This window comes from Dyadobacter sp. HNCC25DJ184 (assembly GCF_056895215.1).
On record NZ_JBXHAQ010000002.1, the window covers coordinates 441899 to 458504 of the forward strand.

General features: G+C 43.7%; 10 protein-coding genes, 1 tRNA gene and 1 pseudogene. 5 read left to right on the forward strand and 7 right to left on the reverse strand.

Features of this window, described 5'->3' with window-relative positions; genetic code table 11:
• Positions 1 to 119: 119 nt before the first annotated feature.
• Complete coding sequence (locus AC1XUD_RS04755) at positions 120 to 1367, reverse strand: efflux RND transporter periplasmic adaptor subunit (RefSeq protein WP_483359819.1); 1248 nt, start codon at positions 1365 to 1367, stop codon at positions 120 to 122.
• A 206-nt stretch (positions 1368 to 1573) separates the two neighbouring features.
• The gene (locus AC1XUD_RS04760; RefSeq protein ID WP_483359898.1) at positions 1574 to 2836 is read right to left on the reverse strand and encodes an asparagine synthetase B; all 1263 of its coding nucleotides are present in this window, start codon (positions 2834 to 2836) and stop codon (positions 1574 to 1576) included.
• A gap of 272 nt (positions 2837 to 3108) precedes the next feature.
• Between AC1XUD_RS04760 and AC1XUD_RS04765 the strand changes: the two genes are divergently transcribed.
• From AC1XUD_RS04765 to AC1XUD_RS04780, 4 genes and pseudogenes are all read left to right on the forward strand, one after another.
• Positions 3109 to 4353, forward strand: a complete 1245-nt coding sequence (locus AC1XUD_RS04765) for an ABC transporter permease (protein ID WP_483359820.1) — start codon at positions 3109 to 3111, stop codon at positions 4351 to 4353.
• Positions 4354 to 4460: 107 nt separating this feature from the next.
• Positions 4461 to 4544: transfer RNA gene (locus AC1XUD_RS04770), tRNA-Leu, on the forward strand.
• Between the two features lie 388 nt (positions 4545 to 4932).
• Positions 4933 to 5223 carry a DUF1330 domain-containing protein gene (locus AC1XUD_RS04775; RefSeq protein ID WP_483359821.1) on the forward strand — a complete coding sequence of 97 codons (291 nt, stop codon included), beginning with the start codon at positions 4933 to 4935 and terminating at the stop codon, positions 5221 to 5223.
• 643 nt (positions 5224 to 5866) lie between these two features.
• Positions 5867 to 6292, forward strand: a pseudogene (locus AC1XUD_RS04780) (zinc-binding dehydrogenase); the annotation flags it as partial.
• A 48-nt stretch (positions 6293 to 6340) separates the two neighbouring features.
• Here the strand turns inward: AC1XUD_RS04780 and AC1XUD_RS04785 are convergent.
• The 5 genes from AC1XUD_RS04785 to AC1XUD_RS04805 form a co-directional block, all read right to left on the reverse strand.
• Entirely contained in the window at positions 6341 to 8614 is a 2274-nt protein-coding gene (locus tag AC1XUD_RS04785) for a hypothetical protein (RefSeq protein WP_483359822.1), read from the reverse strand.
• 426 nt (positions 8615 to 9040) lie between these two features.
• A complete protein-coding gene (locus tag AC1XUD_RS04790) occupies positions 9041 to 9862 on the reverse strand; it encodes an alpha/beta fold hydrolase (protein ID WP_483359823.1) in 822 nt (273 codons plus the stop codon).
• Between the two features lie 250 nt (positions 9863 to 10112).
• Positions 10113 to 12590, reverse strand: a complete 2478-nt coding sequence (locus AC1XUD_RS04795) for an ABC transporter permease (protein ID WP_483359824.1) — start codon at positions 12588 to 12590, stop codon at positions 10113 to 10115.
• 180 nt (positions 12591 to 12770) lie between these two features.
• A complete protein-coding gene (locus tag AC1XUD_RS04800) occupies positions 12771 to 13760 on the reverse strand; it encodes an aldo/keto reductase (RefSeq protein WP_483359825.1) in 990 nt (329 codons plus the stop codon).
• Positions 13761 to 13870: 110 nt separating this feature from the next.
• Positions 13871 to 14743 (reverse strand): helix-turn-helix domain-containing protein, encoded by an 873-nt coding sequence (locus AC1XUD_RS04805; protein ID WP_483359826.1) that lies wholly within the window; start codon positions 14741 to 14743, stop codon positions 13871 to 13873.
• Between the two features lie 316 nt (positions 14744 to 15059).
• On the opposite strand from AC1XUD_RS04805, the gene AC1XUD_RS04810 reads away from it, so the two are divergent.
• Positions 15060 to 15950, forward strand: coding sequence for a dienelactone hydrolase family protein (locus AC1XUD_RS04810; protein ID WP_483359827.1), 891 nt, complete (start codon positions 15060 to 15062; stop codon positions 15948 to 15950).
• Positions 15951 to 16606 lie beyond the last annotated feature (656 nt).

Sequence of the window (16606 nt, forward strand, 5' to 3'; positions counted from 1 at the left end):
CTATTTTTTTCATCCAGGCTAAATAACACGTCTACAAATAATAAAATCCTTGATTTTCAACAATTTACCATCCCTAACCCATCAATCTTTTACCTCCTTTCTCCTTTCTCCTTCCCCCCCTATTCCCCTACCCCCACCTTCTCCAAATGCTCATAACTACTCATATCCGTCAAAATCACCTTATCCCCCTTTTCCAATCCACTTCTTATTTCCACAAATTCGAAATTGGACAGCCCTGTTTCAATCTCTTTCCTCACCGCCACATCTCCTTTCATCACAAAAACATATTGCCTTTTCTTTCCTTTGAATGTCGCGCCGTTGGAGACCCGCAGCACATTTCGTGAGCGACTGGTTACAATAAAAACCTCCGCTTTCATATTCGGTCGCAACGACTCGCTTTTTGCGTTGTCCAATTGAATTACGAACTGCACAACGCCATTTTTCACAGCCGGTTTCACGAGTGATATCACCCCTCTCAGCGTCACTTCATTCAACCTCACAATGACCGAAAGTCCGGGCTTAATCTCATCCGCATATACATCCGAGGTGCTGCCTTCCACCCGAAAACTTCCCAAATCAGCCACTTTCGCCAACATTTCACCTTCGTTAACTGATGAACCAATATTTTCATTTACCCAAGTCAGAACGCCTTTGCGATCTGCGATCACGTCTGCAACTTTCAATTTGTGTTGTAGTTCGAGCAGGTTTTTGCCTTCAATCTGAGCACCCAATTCCGTTTCTTTCAAACTAGCACCCATTGACTGGCGGTTGTAGCTCAGGTCGTTTTCCAGGAGTTTTTTCTCTAATTCAGCGATTCGCAACAGATTCTGTGCACGGGTAATATCTTCCAAAGTTCCCCCTCCCACTTTCTGAAGGCGAATAGCATCCTCGTAGTCGGCAGTCAGTTTATTGATATTCAGCGACTTGATCTTGTCATTTATTTCAGCGTCAAATAACTTTTTGTCCAATTGCATACGAAGCTGCTCGATGCTATTTCGTTTCAATTCCAGCTGGTCCTGGTATCGTGCCAATTCTATTTCAGATAAAGATTTGTCCAACTCAAGAATAGCCTGACCGGGAACAACGGTCGTCCCTGGAGCTATCAATATGCTTTTGATACTAGCTTTGATGGGGCTTGTAAAAATCTGCTCATAGGCCGGGATGATTTCGCCCGTCGCGCTAATTGTATTTTCAACATCCCCCACCTGAACAACAGCCGTTGTAATTTTCGATCCCTCAATACTGCTTCCCAGGGACTCACGGAACCAGTATATCACCAGCGATAAAACTGTCGCTGCAACAATTGCTATGACAATTCTGCGTTTCTTAAGGCCTTTAACGTACTCCGGTGACAGCTCCCGATCCATGTATCTCGTTTAAATTTCGGACAGATTTCCTTTCTAAATGCTCTAAAACGAGAACACAAACGTGCCAAACCATAAAAATCTATATATCAGTTGATTACAAAATATTCACACAAAAAAAGCCGTGCGAATTCGCACGGCTGGTGTCATTTAGCACAATTTTTAATAGACTTCGGTTTTCAGCAGACAGCCTTAAGATGATAGTAAGACTAGGTCTTTAATTTTTTCTTCTTTGCAGCCGGGAACAGGATATTATTCAAAATCAGCCGATAGCCGGCAGAATTCGGATGTAAGTTAAGGTCGGTTGGTTCCTCTCCCACCCGGTGCTGATAGTCTTCCGGATCATGACCACCGTAGAATGTAAAAAAACCCTTTCCATGAGTACTGTGAATATATCTAGCTTCATTAGCTGATTTGTTTTCCGCAAGAATCACGACTTCCGGTTTCACGAATTTGTTTTTAAATGCTGTCGTTTGTCCCAAAAATCCCTTGATAATGGTTTTGTGATTTTGTGTCAACATACTCGGAACGGGATCCCATTTGGCAGAAAACTGGAACAAGGTGAAAAAGTCGTTGGATTCGAGCAACCCTCTTTGATCGGGCTGATTATCAATATCCGAAAACTCAATTTCGTATGGATAGGGAATCGTTTTAAAATCTTTAAAGGCAAACGAGTTATTGTAATTCAGTTTGCTATTGGCGTCAGGATCGGAAGGCGTGCCGTCGTAAATTGATTCAACGATATCTATTCCATCGGCCGCCAAAGCTATGTCGAAAGTGTCCGTCGCGTTACACATGGCGAACATATACCCTCCTCCAGCAACAAATTCAGCGATTTTTTTGGCAACCGCAAGCTTCATTTGAGGCACACTGGAAAACTGATATTTGTCGGCAGTATTCTCCGCTTCCCTCTTCTGTTCACGATACCAGGGAAAATCCTTATACTGAAAAAATTTACCGTATTGACCTGTAAAGTCCTCATGATGAAGGTGTAACCAGTCGTATTCATGCAATTTCGCGTCTAATACTTCGTCGTCATATACCACATCGTATGGAATTTCGGCATAAGTAAGAACCAACGTCACGGCGTCATCCCACGGCAGTTTTGACTTAGGAGAATAAACGGCAATCTTCGGCGCTTTTTGCAACTTCACAGCATCCATATTCACGTCCGGCGCGCTGATTTCCTGTAGAATTTGCCCAGCCTGACCCTCTGAAATCACATCAAAACTGATACCGCGAATGGTCATTTCGGAGGCAAATTGCTGGTTGTAAGGAATCAAAAAGCTGCCACCCCGGTAGTTCAAAAGCCAGTCAATTTCGATTTCATAGTTTTTGAGGACCCAATATGATATTCCATACGCTTTAAGGTGGTTTTTCTGACTTTCATCCATCGGTACCAGTATTTTATTGCACCATCCGGGTAGGGATAAGGTCAAAAAAATGATAAACGGAATAAAGAAGCGCTTCATCGGTTTGAATCTTTCACGTATCATATGCAGCTTTACAAAAACAAAATCGGATCAAAATTACCACTTAAATTAGGAAGAAAATTGGTCGTATCTGATTTAGTAAACGTAATATTACCGATTATGGTGTTTGCATCGTCCTCTTGAACATATTTGGTGCTGAGTTTACAGCGCAATCCTATGAGTGCCGAGAGTTTTCAAGTTAATCAATAACCGCTTCGATGGCCGAAAGTCCGCGTCCGAAGTAAATAACAGCTAATAGCTACTCCCTTTGTATGAATCTTAAAGTTAACATTGACGAAAGCCTAAAGTCCATACAGTCCAATCTGCTCAGAACAGTGCTCACCGCGCTGATCATTGCGATCGGTATTTCGTCATTAGTGGGGATCCTGACGGCTATTGATGGAATTCAGAACTCGGTCAACAATAGCTTTGCTGATTTGGGAGCCAATACTTTTACGGTCCGGAATAGGGATAATGACGGGTTTCGTTTTGGAGGAAGAAGAGAAAAAAGATATCCGGAAATTACTTACCGCGAAGCCGTTGAATTTGCCGATCATTTCCATGATGATTACCAGGCCATGGTTTCCTTGTCTTCACAGATAGCAGGAGCGGTTCAGGCGAATTATCGCTCCAAAAAGACCAATCCCAACAGTAACGTTGTCGGCGGAGATGATCAGTATTTGGGCATTAATGGCTACAAAATAGACTTCGGTCGAAATCTGAACAGAAACGACCTTGAAAATTCATTGAACGTTTGCATTCTGGGCCAGGAAGTTGGTCGGACGCTTTTTGGCAACCTCGACCCGGTCAACAAAGAGATCACATTTATGGGATCTAGATTCAAGGTTGTCGGTGTGCTACAGAAAAAAGGATCCATGGGTGGTGGCAATGACGCCGACCGGATCATTTTTATTCCATTGGAAAGCGGCCGTGCCCTTGCTGCAAACCGCACATTAACGTACAATATCACGGCCTCGCCACCAAGTATCGCGGACGGGGAAACGGTAATTGAGGAAGCGCGTGGACTGATGCGCAGAGTAAGAGGAGATAAATTAGGTAAGGAGGATTCATTCGAAATTGAACGCGCTGACGCCATGGCGAAGGATTTTGAGAGTATATCAGGGTATCTGCGCATTGGAGGATTTGTAATAGGAATTATCACACTTCTTGGAGCGGCTATTGCTCTGATGAATATCATGCTCGTATCAGTTACCGAGCGTACACGAGAAATCGGAATCAGAAAATCACTTGGCGCAACGCCACTTGTGATTCGGGTACAATTTCTGATAGAAGCGATAATGGTCTGTGTACTGGGTGGACTTTTAGGCCTGTTTCTGGGAATTTTGGTTGGAAATGGAATTTCTTCACTCATCGCTCAGGGAAGTACGTTCGTGATCCCATGGCTTTGGATGGCACTTGGAATAATTGTCTGCGTAGTCGTTGGGGTACTCTCCGGAATCTATCCAGCTATAAAAGCCTCACGCTTAGACCCTATCGAAGCGCTGCGTTACGAATAGACGAAAAGGCAGAAAATTTTCGAAAAAATTTCTCGCATTTTTTTTCACAATAACTTGCGTAATCTATTTTTCTCGCTACTTTTGCACTCCCAACAGAGAAGATCAATGCCCAGATGGCGGAATTGGTAGACGCGTTGGTCTCAAACACCAATGAGGTTACACTCGTGCCGGTTCGACTCCGGCTCTGGGTACATCAAAATAGCGTAAATAATTGTTTATCAATTGTTTGCGCTATTTGCTTTTAAAAACGTTAACATTCTCGTTAACACTGGATCAAGACCAAATGTTGGATCAGTCCGAAAACGGATCAAATCAAAAACGTATCAATTCAAAAACTTGTGGAGGATATTGTATTTTTCTAGGTTTGTGCTTTTAATCAAACCTAATTATTTTGGAGAGTTTCTTCCCGCTAATCGATTTAATCTTGCATGCTGGCCTATGTAGAAACCTGAAAATCGGCCCAAGGCGAACAGTAGCCAGGTGGAAGCCCGCAGCAAGTTCAACCGACGCCGGCCCAATAGTGTCGGGTGCAAACCATACGCTCCATACCCCTTTCACTCATTAGACAACGGCCCAAAAATGTCCGCCTATATCACCGTCAATTTTACTCCGATCGATAAGGAGAAGCTACAACAATACGCTGCCGCCGTTCCGGCCACACTGACCAAGTACAGCGGCGAATTTCTGGTCAAAGGTAAGTTCGAAAAGCTTTCCGGCGACACCGATTATGAGATGCAGGTCATTCTTGAATTTCCTACCAAGGAACAGGCAATTGGCTGGTTTCATTCACCGGATTATCGGGCACTGGTTCCCCTGCGCGATGCCGGCATGCGGTCGCAATTCCAATTGGTCGGTACAGAAGACCATTAACCAAACTTTAGTCCTTGAGGAAAATCGAGATCAGCCAACCGAACTATCATTATGATTTTATCGCTACACCCGCTGCCAGCCCAAGCCTTCGTCAATTGGAAGAAAGCTAATAACTGAGTGCGCGGGATTGGAATATTCACTATCTGAATATCCGGCGATTTACAGAACATAGCTACGCTGAAACCGGGCGCAAAATGAGCAGTGCCTAGCGCGAGCAGAAATTTGTAGACGGAAAAGAAAGTTAGATTGTCAGCCACTGGCTCTTCCGCTTTGCGCTGGCGTGCTATTTAGGTCTACTGCCAGTGACGACGGAATTTTTACAGAAGGCACACCTTATTTTTCACAGCTTGAGGTTCACTTCAGCCTGAGCCGCAGCGGACGCTGTTCACCGTTTGCGATGAGTAAAGCTGAAGTTATAGGCTTGATATAGAAGTAGTAGAAGTAATCAGCGCAAAGGATTTAATAAGTAGCCAAAAATTATTGTCACTCACAGGAATTTGCGGGCTTGCAAACATTCGCTGGCATTGCGCAAAAGGACTATCTTTCTGGGAGCGTCAGTTGCGGCAGCATCCAGTAAAAAAAGTTTTGACACACTAAAAAGCCTTGCTGCGGATGTACTGACCGATTACAAAAGCCAGATTTTGAAAATATTCTGCAGAACTACGATCTCGTGCTTCACAGCCAGGACACGCCTACACTTAAGAAATCTCTCCCTGTATTAAAACCAGGAGGCAGGCTCATTTCAATATCGGGGCCGCCAACACCGGATTTTGCAAGAGAGATCGGTGCCCCCTCGTTCATAAAAATGATTCCCTCCTATATCAGTTCAAGCATTCGGAAAAAAGCAGAAAGACTCGGCATACATTATCCGTTTTTGTTTGTGAAGGAAAATGGTAAATAGCTGCGCGAGATAACAAAACTGATCGAGTCGGGAGATATAAAACCTTTTGTGGACAAGGTCTTTCCGTTCACCCAAATCAATGAAGCACTTGCCTGTGTAGAGAGAGAAAGGGAAAGTTTTAGTCGAGGTAAGGTGAAGGCGTGGCAATACCTGTCAATTCTGCGTTGACTAGCAGTAACCAGTTATAACGCTACTCGATGTTGAAAGGTCGCTATTCTATTTTCCAATCCTGGTAAACAATATTGGATTTCTCCCGTCTATATCGGTCTTGTAAAGCTTCCAGGAGCGGTCGTCAATTTGTTCCAAATGAAACTGATTCACTGGATCAGCTAGTGCCTTTTTGACCCAGCGAGGAAAAGCATCAGCGGCACGGGCATTTTCCCAGGTTCTTATCGCTTTAAAAATCGCATATTTCTCCGGGCAGCTTTCGACTTCTTTTTGGTTCAATTGCAGACTGTAAGTCGCACCAATCCCCACCGAAACTGCCTGAATATGCTCGTATTCCGCTACAGTGGATTTTGCATTAACCGGAAAGTTTGCTCCCATTCCGGATGGAAAAAAATTAGCATAGGTTACATCCCGAAGATCTTTTCCCTGACTGGTCGCACTCCCCCATTCTCTGGTAGCAGTATCATAGAGATTTTTTCCGCCGCCCACATTCCAGATACTCTGATAATGCCAGGAGCCTTCCGAAAGCGTAGAACCCGTGAAACGAATGTAGGGAACGCCCAATTCTTTGGCCTTATCAAACATTTTACCAAAAAACCTTTTGACAGAATAATACCCGTGACCATTGTTGAACAAAAATTCCTGACCGTCAAAATCGTAGTACGCCAGCCCGTTGATCTTGCAAACGGAAGCATAATATGCAGCAATTTGATCCTGCAACTGCATATTGGGAACCAAGCCGTCGTAACCATAATTGATCGTGACCTGCAGTTTATAAATCGTATCACCCGCTGCATGGTTCGCTTCGGCCGTTTCCCAATAACCGCGTTTTACATTCAGCAGTCGGAAAGGAGCTTCTTTCGAAACACCCATATAATAAATGAGCTCCTTGCCGATTTTGATCATATTCAAGTTTTTCGAATGGCCTTCCCAGCTTGCGATTTCGTCGAGATATCCGGGATCGTTTACGAGAATAACGGTATCGCCCGGCACTATACTTTTTGTCAATAAACCCTTTTGCTGGTAACATAAGCTGTCACTCGGCACAGGGCTTGCATCCTTTGTACCCGGAGCCAGCGCCGTAGTAATCGGCGTGCGGCCAATGATCAATCCACCCTGCGCTGCCAGCTCAGAAAACGCCTTGTGTGATTTGTTCCCCGACGCCATTTTAATTGACTTATTTTCAAAGCTTTTCCCATCGAGGTATCCCTCATTTCCACGGTCAGGCCTTACAAAACCCTGATCATATAAGCTGATTGCTTTGAAGCCGAGCTGCCTCGTGTAAGATATGGTACTGTCGTAAGCCACACCCTGCGTCATCACGTCGGGTACAAAAGCAGACGGATTTTTTACCCATTTGCCGTCGATTGTCGGGTAGGGCAAGCCTTCCAATTTCACAATCTCCTGTATGACATCCAGCAACGCAGTGCTATCCGTGCTACCCCAAAGCGCGACGGATGAACCAATGAAATTGACCCCATATAAAGGCTGTACTTCCAGGTGGTTGGGCGCATTGACGGCCATGTTAGGGATTAGTGAAAAATAGACTTCCCGCTTTTGCGCTCTGTCGCGTGAGTTATAAGCAATCGAAATCCTGCCCTGTCGGTCAATCTGGGCTGCATTTCCGTACAATATGCGGTAGTAAGGCTCTTTGTGAGCGTAAAAAGCGACGTCATTTATACCATCGCCCCCGATCGGAAAAATCTGTCCCTCATGCAGGTGAGCGGGTAGCGGATAACGCTTTTTGTCGGGACTGTGAATGATATACTGAAAGGGTGCAGCGTCGGCAATCGTTCCCGCCGTGCCGCCAAGGGTATTGTCATTTAATGCCAGCATACCAATCGCATAGTTGACCCATTCGCTGGTATCGCGCGCCACGCCTATTATTTCGCCAAACAGGTTGGTGATATTGGTATGATATGCGCCCCATTCAATGTTATCAATTCCGTTTGCTGGAGTCAGCGAAAGTAAGGTTAGCTTGAAATATTTTTTGTGTGTGATCAATGCGACGGTTGCCAGCGAACCGTTCTCAAAATGCAGTGAGAAAGTCTGTTTTGCTTTATTATATACCGCTTTTTGTGGATAGTAGTATTTGTGTTTTTTCTCATCAAAAAGCGACAGCAGGGGCGACGGCTTATCCGCAGGTGAAAATTCCCGATGGCTGGTCGTACCAGCCACATTTTTCATACTCGTTATCCAGCCCTTATGATTGATTGCGATCTTAAAATAAGCGGTACTGAACTCGGTTTGAGCAAAACAAAGTGTCGCGCTGGTAGTAACCAGGAAAACTAAAAGAAGGGTTTTCAGGAATCGAAATTGCATTTGAAATAAGTTTTTGAGCGGCTTAGTACCATTGCTTCACGCGAAGTTATACCATTCCGATGGATAGAATGTCCCGCCCAATTCAAATTTTTTTTTTCATGGCGAGCAGGCATCAAGTTGGTTTAGGCTTGATTATTCTTACCATAAACCCCACTCAGATCCGCTTCAACTGCCACCAGTTTTCTTTCTAAAAACCTTCTGCTTCCCTATTCATATTTCGAATTTTCCGGCTCCAATGGACTTACCAATGTCCTCCTGCATTCCGATGCATCATGGCGGGGACATCTGCCTTGGCTAAAGCTTCGGAAAGGTCCTGTTGTTCTTAATAGAGTTGGCGCAGGAATTCAAAAACTCAAATAAAAAGATCACTGAAAAGCAGCCAAAACATCGACGGCTTTTCAGTGATCCAATCTGATCTAAATCCTCTTACGATTTTATAAACTCAAGCAAATCCTTATTAATCGTTGCACTTTCAGTGGCTGGCATACCATGCGGAAAGCCAGGATAGGAAATAAGTTTTCCGTTTTTCAGAAGTTTTATAGCTTTTGCGCCTGTCAATGGGAAAGGAACGATTTGATCGTCTTCTCCATGTAAAATCAGTACAGGGATATCCACACTTTTGAGGTCTTCGGTGAAGTCTGTTTCTGAAAATGCCTTGATACAATCGTAATGCGCCTTTACGCCACCCATCATGCCCTGGCGCCACCAGTTATCCTTAATTCCCTGCGAGATGGTCGCTCCCTCGCGGTTATATCCGTAAAACGCTGTCGGAAATTCGTGAAAATACTGGGATCTTTTTGTAGCGGTTCCTTCACGAATTTCATCAAAAACTGACATGGGAATCCCATCCGGGTTAGCTTCAGTCTTTACCATAATCGGGGTCACCGCACTAATTAATACCGCCTTTGCCACACGTCCTTTACCGTATTTTGCAACATAACGAATAACTTCTCCGCCACCGGTTGAGTGACCGACGTGTATCGCATCTTTAAGATCGAGCGCCGTTACCAGCTCGTCAACATCAGCAGCATAGGTATCCATTTCATTTCCTTCGAAGGTTTGGGTAGATCTGCCGTGACCTCTGCGGTCATGTGCAATAACCCGATAGCCCAGGTTCAGGAAAAACATCATTTGCGCGTCCCAATCGTCGCCCGAGAGTGGCCAGCCGTGGTGGAATACGATCGGTTGACCAGTACCCCAGTCCTTGTAGTAAATCTCGGTTCCGTCTTTTACAGTGATTGTTGCCATATATTTCGTTGAGTTGATAATTAATATGTTTTTGAAATATAGTTTTTTATAATGAAAAGATGGCAACCTGATCTCTAAGTGAACAATTTTTAATATTCAGTTAATTCATTTTTACCATCTCACCGTGGGAATGCGCTGGCAATTGTATCTAGACGGTGGACGGCAGCAATAGGGGGTCCTCTTTGAAGCAAATATGCCGGGCCAGAATTTATCTATTGCTTATCTCAAAAATTCCTTTTCACTGATTACCTCACTCCGCCTTCAATGACTTTGTAGGGTTCATCAAGGCCGCTTTCACCGATTGATACCCAACCGTCATAAAAGTCAGCAAAATCATCATCGCGCCGGTGATCATGAAAACACTTATACTAAGAGGGGTATGGTACGCAAAGTTTTGAAGCCACTGGTCCATCATCCACCAGGATATCGGAAATGCCACCGAGATTGATACCAAAATAAGGATCAAAAAGTCTTTGGTAAGCATCCCGACAACGTTCGCGACAGTCGCTCCCAGAACTTTACGCACGCCAATTTCCTTTTTGCGTCTTTCTGCAGTGAAGGCTGTTAGTCCAAATAATCCGAGACAGGATATGATGATGGCAAGAACAGCGAAGTATTTCGCCAACTCGCCCACGAGTTTCTCCTCTGCATATTGCACCTGGTAATCGTGATCCAGAAACTGATAATCAAATGAATAACCGGGATTGAATGATTTGTAAAATCTGCTGATCCGATCGATCGTTTGATGCTCTTGCCCTGCCGCAATTTTAGTCATGACGAGCATGGTTTCTGCGGGTGAGATATACAGAATAAAAGGCCTTATCTCTTCATGAAGGGAATTGAAGTGGAAATTTTTAGTGACACCAACGATATGCTGTTCCTGCCCACCGATCATAATCTTTTTGCCAATCGGATCTTTAATTTCCATCGCTTTAATCGCCGCTTCATTGAGGATAACATTGCCTGTTTCCGTGCCATGCGCTCGAGAAAAGCTTCGACCGTTGGCCAATTTTATTCCAATTGTTTCAATGAGATCGAAATTGACCGGCATTCTGTAAAAGCGAATCTTGTCGTCATCATTTTTCCCGTCCCAGCGAACTCCTGTTCCGGTTCCCGATAACAAATTCGGCAGGATGATTTTTTGTTGGATACTGGATGCATTTTCGACTCCCGGCAACGCTTTCAATCTGGATAGAAACGCCTCTGACTGGGCCGCAACCCTTCCATTCATTTCAAAATACAGGATATTGTCCTTGTTGTATCCAAGATTTTTATGCTGAACATAATCGATCTGTTTGTATACTACCAAAACCGAGACGATAAAGATCACCGAAACCGTAAACTGAAAAACAACCAATCCTTTTCTCACAAAAAGTTCACCGAAAGAGCTCGCCATTCCGCCTTTGAGCGTTATTGCAGGATTGAAGCGGGAAAGATGAAATGCCGGATAGCTCCCTGCCAATAAACCAGTTACGCTCGAAGTAACAAGAATGACTGATATGATTTTCAAATCAAGTACGAGAGAAAGGTGCTTGCCGGTAAGTACATTAAACTGAGGAAGGAGTAATATGGTCAGCAAAACGGCGATGGATATTGCAATAAAAGTCATGACCAGAGACTCGCCCAGGAATTGATATATCAATGTTGACCGGCCTGCGCCGAGTGCCTTTTTAACGCCCACCTCTCTGATCCGCATAGACGCTTTTGCCGTCGACAGATTCATAAAATTGATACACGCAATCAATAGAATGATTATGGCCACTACCGAAAACAGTCTGACATACGTAATCCTGCCACCTTTCTGCACGCCATTTTCATACGCCCCATATAAGTAAGCATCTGAATACTTTCGTAAAAACAAAGTTGAAGTCGAGTCATTGAAAGTGTTTTTGGATAGTCCAACCATTTTGTGATTTAGTTGATCAATATCAGCCCCCTTTTTCAATACCACAAAATTGTTAAATGGACCGCCGCTGCTCAACATATCCCCTTTCGGAACGATCTGATGCCAGGAAGCCATAGACAACAGGAAATCATATTGTTGCGAAGAATTTGCCGGAAAATCTTTGAAAACACCGGTGATCATGCATTTTTCAGAATAAGCCTGCCACTTCCACTCCAGAATTTTCCCGACTGCTTGTTCTGGCGATTGAAAAAGTTGTTTCGCGAGTTTTTCAGATATCGCAATCGAGTTCTTAGTTTTAAGAATTTCGTTTTTATTACCCTGAATTAAGGGAAACGAAAATGTTTTAAAATAATCTTCACTTACAAAGTTTCCTCCTGCACTGACGGTGGTATTTCCCAGAGAAAGACTGAACTTCTGAAACCAGGTAGATGGCGTTGATATCACTGCCATTTCAACTTCGGGCATATCCTTCAACAATGTCTCCCCCACCCTGTCACCCGTTCCGTTGGAGGTCGCAATACCAGTACCCGTCTTCTGATGGATCATGACCTCATAAAGCCTGCTGTCGTTTTCATGAAATCTATCAAAACTTATCTCATCGTTAACCCAAAGACATATCAACAAAGTACAAACCAAACCTGTCGACAAGCCAATCAGATTTAGTAGTGTGAATTGCCGCTCCTTGAGAAAGTGGCGCAAAGTTATTTTCAGGTAATTCCGTAGCATGTCTAAACTCAGCATATAGTGAGGATGATTTGTTGGCTTAGTAAGAAACTGAAAACCAAAAATCTTCCCAAGAGACTTGAGAAGATTTTCAGTCATTTTATTTTAGGCAAATATCCTGCCACCTTCGTATATAGCCTTTAGGAAGATCCAGGAGCACAATTCTTAATCACTCATGTTCAAAAGCGGACGTTTTCCGTCCAGCGGTGAACATGGGAAATGTGCGTTTTAGGTCAATGATATACCTTGACACGTCTCATAAAAGTGGTGTCGGAATGATTAACGGCCTGTCATTTTCTCTCCTGCTTCAGTATATCGATTTCCCTGGATTTCGATATTGGCTGCGGCAGTTTCAATCTGATGAAGATCGTCAGCAGACAGTTCAAGATTCGCTGCCCCCAGATTCTCTTCCAGGCGATGGAGTTTCGTGGTACCTGGAATTGGTACGATCCATGGCTTCTGAGCCAACAGCCACGCAAGAGCAATTTGGGCTGGAGCGGCATTCTTTTGAGCGCCGATATTGGTCAGCAAATCGACCATCGCCTGATTGGCCTTTCTGTTTTCAATTGCAAAACGGGGAACTGTATTACGGAAATCGGTTTTATCAAATTGGGTATTCTCATCGATTTTTCCTGTTAAAAACCCTCTTCCAAGCGGGCTAAACGGAACAAAACCAATTCCTAGTTCTTCCAATGTAGGAATTATTTCTAACTCTGGTTTTCTAAACCACAAGGAATATTCACTTTGTAACGCCGCAACCGGCTGCACCGCATGCGCGCGGCGAATGGTTTGAGCGCCAGCTTCGGAAAGCCCGAAATGCTTCACTTTTCCTTCCTGAATCAAATCTTTTACCGCGCCGGCTACTTCTTCGATAGGGATATTTTCATCAACACGATGTTGGTAAAAAAGGTCGATTACGTCAGTTTTCAATCGCTTTAATGAAGCTTCCGCCACTTGCTTGATATGTTCCGGCCTGCTATCCAATTCTGACCAACGACCATCGGCAGCCTCTTTAAATCCAAATTTGGTGGCAATAGCAACTTTGTCGCGGAATGGCGCAAGCGCTTCCCCAACCAGCTCTTCATTCGTAAAAGGACCATATACTTCGGCGGTATCGAAAAAAGTTACTCCTTGTTCGACCGATGCGCGAATTAACTTAATCATTTCGGTTTTGTCGTGGGCTGGACCATACCCGAAACTCATACCCATGCAACCGAGGCCGATAGCCGAAACCTCCAGATTGCTATTCCCTAATTTGCGATTTTGCATGATACTTATTTTAAAAGCAGCGCTTTGATAATTAATCTTACGCAAAGGTATTCCGTTAACTTGGTACCCGGTTAACGATGATCAAACAGAAAATTAAGAATTTCAAACAACTACGCCTTATATGACATAGGAACTGTACCCGTGATCTTTTTAAAATAGTTGTTGAAATAAGTGGGATAGTCAAAACCCAGAGCATATGCCACCTGCGCGATGGTCCAGTCGGTATGTTGTAACAAAGCTTTCGCCTCATTTACAATCCGATCCGATATGTGAGCGGTGGTAGGCTTTCCTGTAATTTCTTTCACAGACCGGTTCAGGTGATTGACGTGAATAGACAGCCGCTCCGCGAAATCCTGGGCAGTTCGCAAACTCAAAGGATTTTCGAGACTGTCGATCGGGAACTGCCTTTCCAAAAGCTCAAGAAATAATGAGGTAATTCGAAAAGATGCGTTTTTATTTTTGACAAAACGATCCGGCGACTGCATCTTCAAGGCTTCGTGAATAATGATACTGAGATAATTGCGAATCAGTTCGCCTTTGAAAACATAGTCGGTATCTTGTTCAGAAAGCATCTTTTTGAAAATTGCTTCTATGTTTTTCTTCTGCTCTTTAGTCACTTCCAGAACCGGAGTTCCGCCAATCTTGAACAAGGGCGATTCGTGCAAGCTCTCTGAACGTCCGCCTTCCTTCAGGAATTTTTCGGTGAACAGACAGGAAAATCCGGTATGCCTTCCCGATAACAATTCTACCGAATACGGGATATGTGGATTGCTAAAAAACAAGAAAGTACCATCCATTTCAATTGCTCGATCGGCATAATGGATCATCATATTGCTTGTCGACAAAGTGATCTTGTAAAAATCACGGCGACTGTACGTGGGTGCTCCACTTACATTTGTTTCTATTTCATAAACTTTGAAACCTCTGAGCCTTAAATCGCGCTCATTTGGATTTATAGTTGGAGGCACAGCTATATCTTTCATAAATCAAAGTTAAGAAAATCAAACAGCCTGAGATATTATAATTGTAAAAAGTATTTTAAATGCGTTGCAAACGCTTGACCATGCAACCTCGATTGCAAATCGGAGTTAGAGCTACTCCAAATCGAAGTCAGTTTTGCATCATTCCGCCAAATATCAAAAAGTAAATTTCCTCTATATTAAAGTAGGAACGGTTTTTCATCATGCTTTTATAGCTATAACTCCGCCAGAACTTTTTGGCAAAATCAGGATCAGAGATTTAGTCTGAATTGCACGATTTCCATCAGATATATTATAATCAAGAATTTCACAGACCATTATGAGCGAGATCAGAAAAGAAGACATTAAGCAAGAGGTATTTGACCTTTACGATGACTATGCGCACAGCCGGATCGACAGGCGTAACTTTATGCAAAACCTTTCGGCATATGCTGTTGGTGGTATTACGGTGGCATCTTTAATGAGCTTCCTGATGCCTGATTATCATGGTGCCATTCAGGTTCATGCCAATGACCCGCGATTAAAATCAGAATATATCAATTATTCATCTCCTAAAGGTGGCGGGACTATCAAGGCATTATTGTCAAAACCGGAAGGAGCTTCCAAGAAACTCGGTGGCGTCATCGTTGTTCATGAAAATCGGGGCTTGAATCCTCACATTGAAGATGTAGCGCGACGCGCCGCATTGGCAGGCTTCATCTCCCTTGCGCCAGATGCCCTTACTCCGCTGGGAGGATATCCTGGAAACGACGATCAAGGGCGTGAACTTCAGAGCAAACGGGACCGGAATGAAATGTCTGAGGATTTCTTAGCAGCGTATGACTATTTGAAAGGCCATAAAGACTGTAATGGTAAAATTGGGGTAGTTGGCTTTTGTTTCGGAGGCGGTATCGCCAATATGATGGCCGTACGGATTCCGGAATTATCAGCATCGGTTCCGTTTTATGGTGGTCAGCCAGCTACTGAGGATGTCCCTAAAATAAAGGCGCCGTTGCTATTGCACTACGCCGAATTGGACACCCGGGTTAACGAGGGCTGGCCGGCTTACGAGAAAGCTTTGAAAGAAAATAATAAGGAGTATACCGCCTTTGTATATCCCGGGGTCAATCACGGTTTCCATAACGATACCACGCCTCGCTATGACAAAGCAGCTGCCGAACTCGCCTGGGGTAGAACGGTCGATTTCTTCAACAAAAAATTAACAACATAAACAATTGTGAACCTGTGACCAATATCAGGCCCTTGACACTCGTCGGGGGTTTTTATTGATATTGACCAGTATTTCACTTCATTTGAGAGATTCTAGGTAAGTCCGTACCTCGTCAAATACATATTTATTTGACTGGTTCGGAACGCTTGCATGCATCAGCTTTAGCAATAGTTCAATAGGCCTGGTTACTAAGGGTCCTATTTCCTGCACCAGTGCGACATTGAGCCGCTCTGAGCTTTGATGTCTGTTGCCGTCCATAATCGGGTAAACCTTATCGGCAATTTGTTGTGCTAATTTCATAACAATGGAGTGAGTAATTGATAAAGATTGATATCTAAAAGGTCATCAACCAGTGGCAATTGATGACCTCTAAGACATGCTTTTTAATATTAACTCTGAGCCTCGTTTGCCTTAGTTTCCCTTTTTTCTTTTTTGTCAGCCCGCTTTTCCTTTAAGTTCTTCCCTGCCTTTTTCTTATCGCCTTTCTGCACCTCCTTTTCCTTTGACATAATATTTATGGAATTATGGTAAGATAACCATTTAATGGCCATTCTCCTTTGCAATTTCTATGCCAAAAATCCATATCCCCATTCAAGGCCGTGGAGACTATATACGCTCAAACTATCGGAAAATAAGGTTAACTTAGAAGAAACCAA

What these genes read in the sequence shown, in the direction of transcription:
- AC1XUD_RS04755 (WP_483359819.1), bottom strand. Translation starts at nt 1,367, where the DNA reads ATGGATCGGGAGCTGTCACCGGAGTACGTTAAAGGCCTTAAGAAACGC.
- AC1XUD_RS04760 (WP_483359898.1), bottom strand. Translation starts at nt 2,836, where the DNA reads ATGAAGCGCTTCTTTATTCCGTTTATCATTTTTTTGACCTTATCCCTA.
- AC1XUD_RS04765 (WP_483359820.1), top strand. Translation starts at nt 3,109, where the DNA reads ATGAATCTTAAAGTTAACATTGACGAAAGCCTAAAGTCCATACAGTCC.
- AC1XUD_RS04775 (WP_483359821.1), top strand. Translation starts at nt 4,933, where the DNA reads ATGTCCGCCTATATCACCGTCAATTTTACTCCGATCGATAAGGAGAAG.
- AC1XUD_RS04785 (WP_483359822.1), bottom strand. Translation starts at nt 8,614, where the DNA reads ATGCAATTTCGATTCCTGAAAACCCTTCTTTTAGTTTTCCTGGTTACT.
- AC1XUD_RS04790 (WP_483359823.1), bottom strand. Translation starts at nt 9,862, where the DNA reads ATGGCAACAATCACTGTAAAAGACGGAACCGAGATTTACTACAAGGAC.
- AC1XUD_RS04795 (WP_483359824.1), bottom strand. Translation starts at nt 12,590, where the DNA reads ATGACTGAAAATCTTCTCAAGTCTCTTGGGAAGATTTTTGGTTTTCAG.
- AC1XUD_RS04800 (WP_483359825.1), bottom strand. Translation starts at nt 13,760, where the DNA reads ATGCAAAATCGCAAATTAGGGAATAGCAATCTGGAGGTTTCGGCTATC.
- AC1XUD_RS04805 (WP_483359826.1), bottom strand. Translation starts at nt 14,743, where the DNA reads ATGAAAGATATAGCTGTGCCTCCAACTATAAATCCAAATGAGCGCGAT.
- AC1XUD_RS04810 (WP_483359827.1), top strand. Translation starts at nt 15,060, where the DNA reads ATGAGCGAGATCAGAAAAGAAGACATTAAGCAAGAGGTATTTGACCTT.